The sequence below is a fragment of the Comamonas koreensis genome, assembly GCF_021026195.1.
Lineage (GTDB): Bacteria > Pseudomonadota > Gammaproteobacteria > Burkholderiales > Burkholderiaceae_C > Comamonas > Comamonas koreensis.
The window spans coordinates 424,332-436,796 of sequence record NZ_JAJNCT010000005.1 but is presented as its reverse complement, the minus strand read 5'-3'; the positions used below and the strand labels follow the sequence as shown (position 1 = coordinate 436,796).

Annotated in this window: 16 protein-coding genes, 1 tRNA gene and 2 pseudogenes; 2 read left to right on the top strand and 17 right to left on the bottom strand. The window is 57.5% G+C overall.

The window, feature by feature from the left end; translation table 11 throughout:
• The first annotated feature begins 600 nt into the window (after nt 1–600).
• Together LPW39_RS04240 and LPW39_RS04235 are read left to right on the top strand one after the other, a co-directional pair.
• A complete protein-coding gene (locus LPW39_RS04240; protein WP_230771596.1) occupies nt 601–798 on the top strand; it encodes a hypothetical protein in 198 nt (65 codons plus the stop codon).
• Nucleotides 799–1,458: 660 nt separating this feature from the next.
• Nucleotides 1,459–2,388, top strand: coding sequence for a hypothetical protein (locus LPW39_RS04235; protein WP_230771594.1), 930 nt, complete (start codon nt 1,459–1,461; stop codon nt 2,386–2,388).
• 303 nt (nt 2,389–2,691) lie between these two features.
• Here LPW39_RS04235 and LPW39_RS04230 read toward each other — a convergent pair.
• From LPW39_RS04230 to LPW39_RS04145, 17 genes and pseudogenes are all read right to left on the bottom strand, one after another.
• Nucleotides 2,692–2,770, bottom strand: a tRNA-OTHER gene (locus LPW39_RS04230).
• Nucleotides 2,771–2,842: 72 nt separating this feature from the next.
• Nucleotides 2,843–3,868 carry a site-specific integrase gene (locus LPW39_RS04225; protein WP_230771592.1) on the bottom strand — a complete coding sequence of 342 codons (1,026 nt, stop codon included), beginning with the start codon at nt 3,866–3,868 and terminating at the stop codon, nt 2,843–2,845.
• Nucleotides 3,869–3,877: 9 nt separating this feature from the next.
• On the bottom strand, nt 3,878–4,084 hold the full coding sequence (locus LPW39_RS04220) for a DUF4224 domain-containing protein (RefSeq protein WP_230771590.1): 207 nt from the start codon (nt 4,082–4,084) through the stop codon (nt 3,878–3,880).
• A 48-nt stretch (nt 4,085–4,132) separates the two neighbouring features.
• On the bottom strand, nt 4,133–4,513 hold the full coding sequence (locus LPW39_RS04215) for a beta-sandwich lipoprotein (protein WP_230771589.1): 381 nt from the start codon (nt 4,511–4,513) through the stop codon (nt 4,133–4,135).
• 75 nt (nt 4,514–4,588) lie between these two features.
• On the bottom strand, nt 4,589–4,936 hold the full coding sequence (locus LPW39_RS04210; protein ID WP_230771588.1) for a hypothetical protein: 348 nt from the start codon (nt 4,934–4,936) through the stop codon (nt 4,589–4,591).
• Entirely contained in the window at nt 4,923–5,570 is a 648-nt protein-coding gene (locus tag LPW39_RS04205) for a hypothetical protein (RefSeq protein WP_230771586.1), read from the bottom strand. Before LPW39_RS04205 ends, LPW39_RS04210 begins: the two co-directional genes overlap by 14 nt.
• Nucleotides 5,567–5,806, bottom strand: a complete 240-nt coding sequence (locus LPW39_RS04200) for a hypothetical protein (RefSeq protein WP_230771585.1) — start codon at nt 5,804–5,806, stop codon at nt 5,567–5,569. Before LPW39_RS04200 ends, LPW39_RS04205 begins: the two co-directional genes overlap by 4 nt.
• 185 nt (nt 5,807–5,991) lie before the next feature.
• A complete protein-coding gene (locus LPW39_RS04195; protein WP_230771582.1) occupies nt 5,992–6,309 on the bottom strand; it encodes a hypothetical protein in 318 nt (105 codons plus the stop codon).
• Nucleotides 6,309–7,169, bottom strand: a complete 861-nt coding sequence (locus tag LPW39_RS04190; RefSeq protein WP_230771581.1) for a hypothetical protein — start codon at nt 7,167–7,169, stop codon at nt 6,309–6,311. Before LPW39_RS04190 ends, LPW39_RS04195 begins: the two co-directional genes overlap by 1 nt.
• Before the next feature lie 60 nt (nt 7,170–7,229).
• Complete coding sequence (locus tag LPW39_RS04185; RefSeq protein WP_230772903.1) at nt 7,230–7,754, bottom strand: hypothetical protein; 525 nt, start codon at nt 7,752–7,754, stop codon at nt 7,230–7,232.
• A gap of 109 nt (nt 7,755–7,863) precedes the next feature.
• Nucleotides 7,864–8,313, bottom strand: a pseudogene (locus LPW39_RS04180) (DNA cytosine methyltransferase); the annotation flags it as partial.
• A 71-nt stretch (nt 8,314–8,384) separates the two neighbouring features.
• Nucleotides 8,385–8,891, bottom strand: a complete 507-nt coding sequence (locus LPW39_RS04175; protein WP_230771579.1) for a hypothetical protein — start codon at nt 8,889–8,891, stop codon at nt 8,385–8,387.
• Nucleotides 8,892–8,893: 2 nt separating this feature from the next.
• Nucleotides 8,894–9,223, bottom strand: coding sequence for a hypothetical protein (locus LPW39_RS04170; protein ID WP_230771578.1), 330 nt, complete (start codon nt 9,221–9,223; stop codon nt 8,894–8,896).
• Between the two features lie 29 nt (nt 9,224–9,252).
• Nucleotides 9,253–9,831, bottom strand: a pseudogene (gene ssb / locus LPW39_RS23565) (single-stranded DNA-binding protein).
• Between the two features lie 45 nt (nt 9,832–9,876).
• Nucleotides 9,877–10,542, bottom strand: a complete 666-nt coding sequence (locus tag LPW39_RS04155) for a hypothetical protein (protein ID WP_230771574.1) — start codon at nt 10,540–10,542, stop codon at nt 9,877–9,879.
• Nucleotides 10,535–11,350 carry a hypothetical protein gene (locus LPW39_RS04150; protein WP_230771570.1) on the bottom strand — a complete coding sequence of 272 codons (816 nt, stop codon included), beginning with the start codon at nt 11,348–11,350 and terminating at the stop codon, nt 10,535–10,537. Before LPW39_RS04150 ends, LPW39_RS04155 begins: the two co-directional genes overlap by 8 nt.
• A 9-nt stretch (nt 11,351–11,359) precedes the next feature.
• Nucleotides 11,360–12,430 carry a hypothetical protein gene (locus LPW39_RS04145; RefSeq protein WP_230771568.1) on the bottom strand — a complete coding sequence of 357 codons (1,071 nt, stop codon included), beginning with the start codon at nt 12,428–12,430 and terminating at the stop codon, nt 11,360–11,362.
• Nucleotides 12,431–12,465: the final 35 nt, after the last annotated feature.

Below are 12,465 nucleotides of genomic sequence, written 5' to 3'. Positions count from 1 at the left end.
AACCGGGCATGCCGACCTCAGTCAGCACAGCAATACGACTGCTGTATTGTGGCTCAAAATGCTACCTCGATGTGATATTTGCTATGATTTTTTTAGCGAACTCTCTAGGTGAATGCACCTCTTATCGCCAAATGGAGCCGATGGCCGCAAATTTACATACTGTATAAAAATATGGCAAATATTGCGCTGTAGAGAAGCACAGTCACGGATCCACCCTTCAGCCTTGCAGGTTGCGTTCCTACAGCCCTGCCAGCAACCGTCTGGGTTCGGTCCAAAATCATGGTCTTGATGAATAGCAAACAACTGCAAACTGATAGTTATTGTTAACCAAAAATAGATCTAATCGAATATGATATATCTATCAATTATAGCTAAGTGTTAGCGCAGAGTTAATCGCTGTCGTCGCATGGTTAATGCTGCCTGTGCTTTTATGAAAAATAAGTGCGGGTGACTTAATGGCGGTCCAGGTAATGGGTGGCAATGGTATTGCCACCTCTAATTCGCAAAGACAATATTTACTCAATGTACACCCCTGTCTACGTGTATTTGTCGTCAGAGCCGTTTTCCAAGATAAAACTCAGGCCCACCAGCCATTTCGGTGTGTACAGAACGGATCCCATCAAGCTGGTGGTCAATGAAACCACGGTGGCGACCTACCAGTACGTGCGGCTGGACCGGGTCTTCAACAAGATTTTTATCTACGATATCCAATTGCGACGTGATGTGGGTAGCCTGGGTCTGGGGCAGTTCTATGATGAGCAAATGGGGGGGCGTGGCAAGTTGGGTGGGGATGAGTAACTGCGTTGGCGATAAACTTGTAGAGGTCGTTCGCATAACAGCGGCGAGTACCTCGGTATTCGCTCTTCTTACCTTTGGCCGAAAGTGGCTGTTTATGGGGTAGGCCATCACCCACTGCCCTCCAAGCGCTTGGCGGCCACCCTCTGGGTGTTTTGATGGTTTATGGCACTTTTGCATGCGAGGGATGATTCAGAGCAGACTCTAGAGGTGCCTGACCAAGCGTCAAACTGCGAATCTCCTTGTGCAAAGCGGCACCTTGCTGTTCTTCGGTGCTGAAAAATAGGCTTCAAAGACGTGAGTGGATCCCTTTTGAAGTGCTGCAGAAGTTGATCCTTGATAAGCATCTGCGTTGAAACCACGCAATCCCAGATGAAGCGATTTATAACGTCTTGATGATGTCAACGTGACCAAATGTTCCCGTGGCGGTCCGTTGCACGCATGCAGAGTGGCGGTAGCTTGTCACGCAGTACCTCACCCTGGGTCGAGACCAGAGCCTCGCCCCGTGGTAACAAATCGCAATGTGGACTTCCTGGCTCAGGACTTGGGAGGGACAAGCTCCCAATCACGGAGAAAGACGCAGCCTGCGCCCTGCAAACATTGACCCGACCCTCCTTGTGAGGGCTTTTTGCTGAGCTGGGGCGCCGGATTGCCAGCAACATCGTGCTCCAAAAAGATGTCAGCGATCGGGTAATGCGCGCCTATCCCAAGCTGCCGGAGCTGGTTGCCCAGGCAAAAAATGCTGAATTCCAGAATGCACTGGATGGCAAGCTGAAAGCCTTTGCGGACTATGTGGGCGTCTACCGCTCTGTAAAAGCCGAGAGCCGGGAGAAAGCGCAAATGCTGCTGCCTCAATTGCGCATACAGGCTTCAAAGCTGTCGGCAGAAGACAAGGGCAGCTCAGCGCTGAACACCGTGATGGGCGCTTATGCCGACACCAAGGATGCCGAACTGCGTACCTTGGTGGTTAAGCACTTCCAATCGCCGTCGCTAAGCAGGGAGCAGCTCACCGCCTATGGCAAGGACGAGTTTTCAGAGACTATCGTCGCCGAGATGCAGCGACGTGAAACCAAGCTGCGCGTCATGCCTGAAAGCGATGACCCTTTTGTGGATGAGCTGGTCACTGAGCTGCCCATGTCCAATGAGTGGATCAGTATTGACGACGAAGCCACGCGAACCCTCACTCTTTCCCGACTGCGTTTCAGCGAGCGTGAGGGTGCTCCTGCCGTTCGGACGCAGACGGTCTCGCAACTGGATTTCGCTACCCTGCTTTTTATCCCCAGGAACGCCAGTGTTCTGTTCGACTACACCACCACCAAATACGACTTGAACTGGGGCATGAACGTTCGCGATAGCCAGTCCAAGAAGTCTAAGGTGATTGCAGGTAAGAGAAGTGCTGAGAAGGTCGAATGCAGCAACCTCCGCTACCGCAATGTATTCGGTGGGGAAGGCTCGCTCGACGCCGTTCCTCCGGCGGTCCAAGAGTTCTGCTCCAGGAACAATATGGTTCGCTTTGAGGCTGTTCGGGAAAGCGCAGTCCGGGAAATTGCCAAAGAGGCAGCAGACTTTGTCCGCGCTGGAGAGGGCGGTTAGTCGATCTCAACGGCTGCACATCGCCGTATGGGGTGGCTGCTGGGTGCACCGGCAGTCATCGCTGCAATGTGGCGGGGGGCGAAAGCGGAGTGGCAGTGGTGATGTGCATCCATGCGCAAATCAGGCGCTTGACCAGCACGCCAACACCAACGTAACAAGGGGCTTGCCCTCTGGTTAGAATGTCGGCTGCTATAGTTTTTAAACAAACGCAATCGGATTCAACCGCGAACGCCTAGCCATGAAGCACGCCACTCAAGACAAAGAAAAAGCCGCTAAGTTGTTTAAACTTAACGGCTTTGAGTGTGGTGCCCGGGGCCGGAATCGAACCGGCACGCCTTGCGGCGGGGGATTTTGAGTCCCCTATCGTTTCCAGTATCCATGCGGCTTGGCGGGCGTATGCGTTCCATAAAAACTAGCGCTTTCTAGCTGTATGCCAGTGGTTTATGTGGAACGCTTATCGGACAGTTTTTAGGCGCTCTGGCTTGGTGCGGTAGTGGCGTTCCGTTATGCGCTTGCTGCTGTGCTGAAGTAGTCTGGATGCGTCATCAACGCTTCCGGCGAGGTCGCTGGCGAAGCTCCGCATATCCCGCAGATACATCTTCCGGATCAACGCCGCCAGCGCGGGGTTGTTTGTTTTTTCAGCCCGGTATGCTGCTGCTTCTCTAGCAGCATCCCACCGATCCCTCAGCATTCGCCACGTCACAGCAGCACCTGATGGGGTTGAAAGCAGCATCACACAGGATGACGGGCTGGACATTCGTCTTTCTACGATGGCAGCCAAGACCGGAGAATCAGCGACCACAAACTCCAGGCGCTTTCCTGTTTTGCTGGTTTTGTGATGCAAGATGCCGTTCACTGGCAAGCGGATATTTCGCGCATCCGTTAGTCGCAATGCGGTTGCTGAAGCTATGTCCATGCAGTCCTTTAGCGTCTGATCGCCCATCCTGTAAACGGCATTGAAAAGCTCCGGTGTTACTTCAAACTCCCGAGCGTTCTCCTCGTTTTTCCAATTTCTCACGCCTTCCGCTGGCCAGGGTAATTTGGTCATCCCCCACAGAAGCGCCTTGTGCCACACAATAGAGAGCAGGGACATTTCCCGGTTGCCTTGAGTCTTCGCTGTCCTGAGGTCCAGGTAGCGCCGGAGGGTAGGCAAGTCAACATCTTCCCATTGCGCATCGCCAAAGACTGGCTCCAGTTGCTTCAGGCTTTTGGTGTAGCCGCGAACTGTCTCCTTGCTCTCATATTGCGGCAACTCTTCCAGCTTCCACCTGGCCATCGCCTGCCCTATCAATCCAGTTTTAAGCTCACCGGTTTCCGTCAGATCCTTCCACTTTTTCAGCGCGATGTCATAGTCTGAGCCTAGGGGAATATCTTTCCCGCCCTCGGATTGCATATTGAAGAAATAGTAGACACGCACTCGCCCATTCTTGTTTTTGCGCGTGTGTGTGCGCAACCTTGGGTACTTCACAAGTTTGGGCATAGCACCTCCTTATTTAATAGCGCCAAGATTCACGCCTCCGCCGCCTGAAAATTTCTTCCCGGCCAGCCATTGGTGAACATGGGTGCGTAGCACAATCAATCTTGAGCCATCTGTTTTGAATGGCAGTCCTTTGGATCGGAGCCAATCGGCCTGCTTTCCTCTCCATGCAAAGCCAGTTAACTCGCGCCGCTCCTGACTTGTCAGAAATTCGGCCATATCCATTCCTCCATTAAAAACGCCCCATCTCTGGGGCTGTACTGGTGGTTAGCGCATCTGCACATCGGGGAGAATAGCCGTCGGTTTGAAGTTGACCACGTACTTGTTAACGCCAACGGGCATAGGCTCCATCTGCTCGATAAAGTAGGTCACGTTGTCAGACAGGCCGAGATAGTGTTTTTTGTACTCTGACGGACCGACCTTGCATGTGATCGTGAGCATCGTCCGGGTGTCATTGTTACCCTTGCTGCAGCGTCCTTGAATCGTCAGCACATAGTCGTTCGTGATGCCGTTGTAGAACACGATGCGGCGATGCACATCGAAATTGTCTGCAGCCTTTGAGAGGTTCTGGCTAGCCAGGTCGGCATCACTGCTGCAGCCGGCCACCACGAAAGCGATGGCAGCCAGGGCAAGGGTTTTCAATTTCATATCAGTTCTCCAAAAAAGAACCCCGCTCATTGGCGGGGCTCGGGTTCGTCTTGTTCGGTGAAGGGTGCTCGTTTGTCACCCCATTGGCCAGGGTTTCCATTGCCCAGCCTTTTGGGCGATCAGCTTGAGCCGGCCAGCGATTGGCGACTGCTCATTGACTTCCCCGCGCAGCGCCCGGTCGATGTCCAGGCCGATGCGGTTGCGTTTCTCCTGCATGTCGGCCAGCTCCGCCTGGGCTTGGCGCCGAGCTTCGTGAGCTTGTTGAAGCTCTGCGCTCTTGTGGGCCATGGCTGCTTGCCAGCCAGCATCATGTGCGGCTCGACAATCTGCTTCTGTGAATTTGCTGTAGTTGGGCTCGGAGGAAAGACAATATTCGTGCGCCCACCTCTCAAACGCCTCACGGCTTGGGTCAGGGGTTGTCATTGGTGGCTCCATGAGGTTTCACATGCCCCCAACTCGAACCAGGCTGCCCTGGCGCGTTGCTGTTGGTGCAGGCGTTGTCGTGGTGGGTTGCTTTGGGGCAGCGCTTGTTGCCGCAATCGGAACACACGATAAAGCGCATGTCGGACAGCGTGTTGGGCCGGCAGGTTTCACACCAGCACTTCGGCTCCTGCTCAGGTGGGGGAGGGGCGGCCCGATAGCAGTCATTCCAGCCGTCGCGATAGGCCGGATCAACGTGCGAGGCGTCAGGGTGGTATGGCAAATACTCGTTGCCGCACTTCCATTGCCCGTCCGGCGCAGCCTGCCGCGCTGATAGCTGGGCCTCAAGTTCAGCGCAGTACTGCTGGCTGGCTTCTCTCATTGTGAGCAAGAATTGCACTCGATCTAGGATGCTTCCAGCCTGCCAGTCTTTGCTTTCAGGAGCCAGCGAATCGGAAAGCAGCTCGGCCAATGCCTGTGCTTCGGCCTTGAGCTGCTGAATCTCGGTGTGCTGGCGGCGCAGTTCGGCGGCTGCTTTCTGTATCCCGTTTGATTCTGGATGCTGCGGTACGTGCACTCGCTCCAGATAGCCTGCCAGCCGCAGCGCTTCGGGCTGTGCTTCTGTCTTGTCGGTCATGGTGCTTCCTTGGGGGCGGGCTCGGCCTGGGCTGCCATCGAGGCGTCCACATAGATGGCGCGCTGTTTGGATGCCGCCATTGGGGTTGGCTTTGCGTATTTGCCGATCAAGAGCGCATGCTCCTTGATGGCGGCCCATTCTTTGGGCCGGTTCTCTACCGGGCTGTGTGGGCCACCGTCGTAGAGCTTTCCGAGCGTGCCGTTTGGCAGTCGGTAGTAGGGCGTTGTACGTGCCAAGCCCTTTGCTGCCTCCACGGGAACAGCTATGCATGTCGTTTCCGCGCAAATGCTTATCGCCTCCTGCGCAGAATATCGGCCAGCCTTGTCCACGCAAATCGTGTACCCGAGGCTCTTAGGCCTCCACCAGCAAATATGCTCATCGAGCCTTTGTGTGTGGCCCACATGGGCGATCAGATACTCATTCATTGGTTGCTGTCCTTCTGTGGTTGGGCCTGGGCGGGCTGGCCCTCCCTCTGTTGGGCGTGCTGGGCGATCAGCTTTTCCAAATACACTCGCGCGGGGTCGCCCTTATGTTGCTGCCCATCGTTCCAAACAATTCGCGACCAGCGGCGATCCTCCATGATTGCCGCTGCCTCGCAGAACGATAGGCCGCCGCGCTCTGCGAGTCGCTCCAATGTTTGACCCCCGTGGTTCGCCTGAGCCTGCTTTTCATGTGGCGCGATCATTGACCAAGGCAGACGAAAATCGGGATTTCTGAGGATTGGCATGAACTCGCGCATCACGCCTCCTTTGCGGCATTGCCGCCTTCCTGGGCTGCAGCCATGGCGGCGTCGATGACTTCATACTCGGCTTCGCTTTCGTTGGCATCTATCGAAGTCACGCGAACTGCGATGTTTGGCAGTCTGAATCCGCGTTGAAGTGTTCGCACATCGCCAACATTCAAGTTCCCTTGGTTAATTTCGTCTTCAAGGAATTCTTCGATGCTGCTGTACTGTTCTTCGGAGTCATCGTTGTTCCAGAACATGTTGGCATCCAGCGCATCAGCGGGCTGGGCCTGGGGTGCTGTGCACTTTGCGCGGACAGTTTTTGCCAGCCGCAGGAACGGATCGAGCGACACGCCAAAGGAAAGCGCCTCTTGGTTGGCTGCGTGTGCCAGGTCTTCCAATTCGCTGTCATCAAGTGTGAACGCCACCGGCTCGGCCTGCGCCTCTGCCAGGTCACCTGCCGAGGAATCCTCGGTAGCTGGATGTGCTGGGGTGGCGGCAAGGGCGGCGCGGGCCTGCCATGCAAACCAAGCAAAATAGGCCTCAAGTGACGGGTAGTCGCCATTGCCATAACGCACCAGATGGCACATGCGTATCGCCTTCACAGCCGGGCCGTCTTCGTCAAGACCCATCACGCGCAGCTTCTCAGCGATGAACGCTTGCTCAAAAGCCTCGCGCTCATCACGCACAGCCACTGCTGCGGGCGCTGCCTGTGCTGCAACTGCCTGGGCCGCGTAGGCACGCATTTGCTCGGCGCTGTAGCTCCAAACGTCCCGGCCTGTGTCCTCGTCGTGGCAATGAGTGTCAGGCGCGGGCAGCGCTGGATAAGCCCCCTCGGCAGTCTTGAGGGGAGCGGAAGAGTTGTTTTCAGCCATGTTGGGCTCCAGAAATGGAAATGCCCGCTCAGGGCGGGCTAGGAATCTATGGGATGCAGCTCATTGCTGCTTCGATGAAGGTTTGCGCGGCTTGCGCATTGATGGCATTTCCGTAAGCGCGCAGGCGTCCCACTCGGGCGGCAGCCCCATGAGCCAGCGGGAATGTGCAGGGTTCAACTGGCCGCCACTTTCCATCCCGGCACAGGAGCCAATCAGCAGCTCGCCAGAGGCCGTTAACCGGGCCGGGCCCTGTGCTTCCTTGCATTGCTGGGCCAGGGAGCTGCCCGTCATTCCCTTCGTGATCCCCGTTCCCGATCTGGTCGAGTCCGAGGCGCTCGGCGTTGTCCATCCCGCCAGCATTGCGAAGTCGTTCAGGTTGGAGCCGTGCCGCGTTTCCCCCACCGCTCGCTTGGCTTGACCGCCGCCCGTGCTGTCGCTGGTCTGCGGTGTCGGCCAGCCCGCAAGCCGCGCCACCTCGTTCAGGGGTCTGGAGTTGTGCGACAGATCGTTGCCCGGTAAATTCGCGCCCTTGTGATCGCGCGCCTGAGGCGTAGGCCAGCTGGCCAACAGCACGGCTTGCTTCAAAGCTAAGCCACCCTCGCGGCCTGGTGGAATCTTGTCGCCCGTCCCGTCGTTCGCCCGAGGAGTAGGCCAGCCAATAGGTTCGGTCGCGGATGTGCGGCGCACCGACGCCCGCAGACGGGAACGCAACCGCCCCGAAGGCATAACCCAGGGCTTCCATGTCAGTGTGTACAAGGTCGAGCCAAGGGTCTGCATCTTTGCTCGCAACCTGCTCTCCATAGATTGCTGCAGGACGGCGCTCGCGGATGAGGTGGTGGAAGGCTGGCCACAAGTGCCGCTCGTCATCAAACGCAGAGCCTTGGCCTGCCTGGCTGAAAGGTTGGCAAGGACAGGAACCGGTCCAAACAGATCGGTCATCTCGCCAGCCAGCGGCGCGGAGGGCGTAGGACCAAACACCAACGCCTGCGAAGAAGTGGCACTGGGTGTAGGGCTTGAGGTCATCGGGGTGAACATCTTCGATACTCCTTTCGTCCACATCACCTGGGGCGATGTGGCCCGCAGCGATGAGATTGCGCAGCGTCTGCGCAGCAAACTTGTCAATCTCGTTGTAGTAGGCAGCCATGAGGTGAATGAGAAGAGGCCGCCTCGATTGCTCAGGGCGGGCTGTGAATAGGGGCCCACTGGGGGCGGTGGTTAGCCAGGAAGTTGGCCGGCGTCGAGCTTGTCCTTTATGGCGTCGGTGCGCTTGTTGTAGGCGTTGGCGCCCAGCATGGCTTTGAGAGAGGCTTGCAGCTCCCGGCGAGTGCATTGCGTCTGCATCTGGTTGGCAAGAACCAGGGCGGTGTTCACCGTGTCGTGCTGCTCGGCGGTCATAGTCCAAACCCCGCCAGCCAAGCCTTCAATCTTCACGGCGCGCATCACCATCCTGGCCGCTTCAAACTCCTGCACACCCTCATCAAAGTGCGCTTCATTCAAGAGCCGCGCCCAGTTGATTCGCATCATGACCGTGTGCCAATCAGCTTCTTCGGCAGTGCCGGCGAGAAACTTGTCTGCCGATTGGGTGGGGATCAGCATCATCTGCGTCTCGTCCTGAGCGCTAAATCGCATGGTGATCGGCATCTGGATGTGCCCAGCACCACGGCGCGGAGGCTTTGCACGCCTGGCAGCCCGGCGCTGCTCTCGGTTCATCATCACTTCCATGGCTATCTCCGGTATGCCAACTCGGTGCCTTCGTACTTGCCAAACACTGTGGCGTTGCAGATCGGCGCTTTGTCGTGAATCACGCTGTTTGGGCGCTGGATCTTGACTCCCGCCGGCATGACGATCTTCGCCTGAGGCTTGAACACGATCGAGCTGCGAGTGATCTGCTCGTCCAGCTTGTCCCGCCCGCAAGGCTTGGGAAGCAGCGCCATGCGGCCGGCAGCCGTGGACTTGGCGATTCCAAGCGCATCTGCCACCTTCTGAGCAGTCCAGCCCATCTTGCGCATCTTGATGAGCTGCTTCTCCATCTCTTTGGTGAATTGTTTCTTCATAGAAAAGCCGACTCTTGGGCGGTCCTGGGTTAGATCACTGAATACAGACGGAGGCTGCGGCGCATGGGGTCGGCGAAAGGAATATCGTCGCCCATGTCGTCAAAGCCGCCAGGAGCGCGTGGACGGCCTTCGTTTGGTGAGTTCTTGCCGTCATGCTCGAACTGCTGCCGTTGTGGTGGAGCGGGGCGCTGGGCCTGGCGCGGTGCCGGGGCAGGTGCTGCTTGGCGCTCCTGCTGTCCGTAGCCCTCGTCGCCGCTTTGCCCCGATTCGCCGCGCTGGCCCAGCATCTGCATGCTGTCAGCACGAATCTCGGTGGCATATCGCTCCTGGCCGCTGGCCTAGTCGGTCCACTTGCGGGTGCGCAGGCTGCCTTCTACATAGACCTGGCTGCCCTTGCGCAGGTACTGGCCAGTGATTTCAGCCAGACGGCCATTGAACACGACGCGGTGCCACTCGGTGGCTTCCTTGTTCTCGCCGCTGTTCTTGTCTCGCCAGCGGTCAGTGGTGGCGATGGTGACGTTGGCTACCTGGTCGCCCGAGGGAAACGTGCGGATTTCAGGGTCGCGGCCGAGGTTGCCGACGATGATGACTTTGTTGACGGATGCCATATAGGCCTTTCAAAAATACCCGCCGCCCGACGCGGCAGGTGTTGGTTAAGCAGGTTCCAGCTCTCGCGCTACAACGTGCGTTTGGTCAAATTCCTTGATGGCTTCGCAGTAGTAGTCGCGCGCCGCTTCCACCTTTTCCTTGATGGCGCGCTCCTTTGCAAAATCACGCTCAAGTACCCAGGATGTCAGCCGGTGGTGCTCCGCAATGTGGTTCACGATGTGCATTTGCAGAGGCTCGTAGCCAATCAAGCGCTCCGGGGTGTCCACCAGTGCATAGTTGACCTCCCATTCGTCAGCGTCCCACAGCATCATGTAGCCGCGCATCTGCCATTCGTAGATGCGGTCTTCGCAGTCCTTTACCCAGCCGGGAAACGTCTTGGCGGACCACGATGATTTGAGGTCGTGTCCTCGTTTGCGCTCAGCGTCGTAAAGATCGCATTCGCCAGTAATCAGGCCATTGCTGCGACGCTCGCTGTTCTTGGTAAGCGCTAGACCTCGTACACGGTTCAGGAGGGCGATAGACTCGTTTTCGACCTCCAGGCCCTTTTCGGTTTCTTTGCTGGAGAATTCGAAGTCAATCCCGAAAATCTCCTGTTGGGCCAGTTCGCGGATGTACGTCTTGGCCCCGGCCGACAGAATGCCCTCAGCCTTAGTCTTGGGCTCGGTCATGATCTTGCCCAGGCTTGAGCACCGGATGAGGATTTCACGCATTTTCAGACTCCTTTAGCTCCGCGCCTCGCTTTTGGACTGCGGTGGCGAATACTGAGTAGCCGTCTTTATCCCGGCTGGACTGGAAGACTTTGACACCTTCCTTCATGATCGCGCCGACTTCATCGCGGGTCTTGGCAGCGGCGACCTTGGCAATCCACTCATCCCGGATCATCTGGATTTGCGTCTGCCGCTCATCCTCTGCAAGGTGCTTGACCAGCTCAGCATCTAAGTCTTCCAGGTCTTGGCTGAACATGTCAGATGCCGCTGTGACGTTCAACACCATCGCGATCTTCGCCCGTTTGCAGGCCATCTTGAGGACTGTGTTTGCGAGGTCGGCCGGCTCGGTACGCACCTGCTGCACGGTGTAGTGCCCACCTTGTTTGCGTCCGAACTTCAAGCGGCGATGCGTTTCAGGGGTGATATCGAACTCTTCCTTGCATACTGCCTTGCGCCACCGGTATTTCTCCTCATCGGTAGAGCACTCGCCCAGCCCAGAGCCCAGCGGAATACCTGTGGTTTGGTGCTCGCCAACGCAGTTCACGCGGTAGCGGATCACGCCGTTGGATGACAAGTCCGTCACTTCATACTTGTCCGCGATGCGGAAAGTCATGCACAGCACCTCGGCGCCGGACTTGAGCAAGGTGGGCTTTTCTCCAGCGCCGGGGATGGCCCCGTAGTGCACATTCGGCTTCATCACCGCCTGCATAACCTGCTGCACAGTTTTCGCGTGTGCAACGACTTCGGCAGTAGGGTTCGCGCTTCGGGCGGGAACCATGCTGACTGTTTCAACTTCAACTACAGCGTTCATGGCTTACTTTCAGTAGGCAATCGAAACTGCCGGGATGGATTTCTTGGCAATCAGGGTGACAGCCAGCTTGGCGCATTCTTCGGTCATGCCACCTTGCACGAAGGCTTCCAGGGCGGAACGGTTAATGGCGGCCTTGTGCGCCTTGTCGCGCTCCCGGCGCTTGGCCTCCGCAGCTTCGACTGCCGCTTGGGCCGCTACGCGGCGCTGCTCTTCTTCAACAGCGGCGGCGGCCCGGCGCTCAGCATCGGCCTTGGCCTGCTGCTCGCGCTGTACAGCCTCGGCTTTCTCACGCTCTGCACGCTCGGCGGCCAGCGTCAATTCCAGCTCGCGGCGTTCCGCTGCAGCCTTCGTTTCTTGCTCGCGGCGAATTACAGCTTCTCGCTCGGCCTGGGCCTTGGCCTCGGCTTCTCGCTGGGCGCGCTCTGCTGCTTCGCGGGCAATGCGTTCTTCACGCTCCTTTTGCTCACGGGCGGCTGCTTCGGCGCGGAGGCGTGCGAGTTCGGCCTGCTCGGCTTCGTGCTTCTCCCTGGCGGCTATGGCGGCATTCAAAGCCTCCAGCGCCTTTGCTTTCGCCCGGTGAGCCTCCGCCTCGAACTCTTCTAAGTGATCGCCGATTGCAATGGCTTCCAGCTCTGAGAGGCGCTGCTTGAGCGTCTCAGCGTCAACACCCTCGAAGCCCTGACCAAAGAATTGGATGCGGTTGATGCAGCTTTGGTGTTCCTGCTTTCGGGCTTCCTCGGCCTCCTCCCAGGCGGTCAGTGGGGCGCGCACTTCGTCTTTCCAGAGATCAAGCAGATCGCGCATTCGCTTGCGTTCGGCGTCGATCTTCTTTGGCACATCCTTCAACTCGGCTACTAGATCCTTGCCGATGTTGTCCAGCGCGGTCTTTCCCTTCGCCACCTTGTAGGCGATGGAGGCAATCGCGTCGCGGCCCTTCTTGGTGGTCACATCAGGCACAAAGGCGTCCAGCTCGGCTTTGATTTGGGCCAGGAACGGATCCAGGCCCATGGGAGTGCTGTAGACCTGCATTGCCGTCTCGCTGGGCGGCAACGCGATGAGGTCGGTGTTCTCTTCTTTCATTGGTCACCCTTAAACAATCGCGCCCGCACGAACAG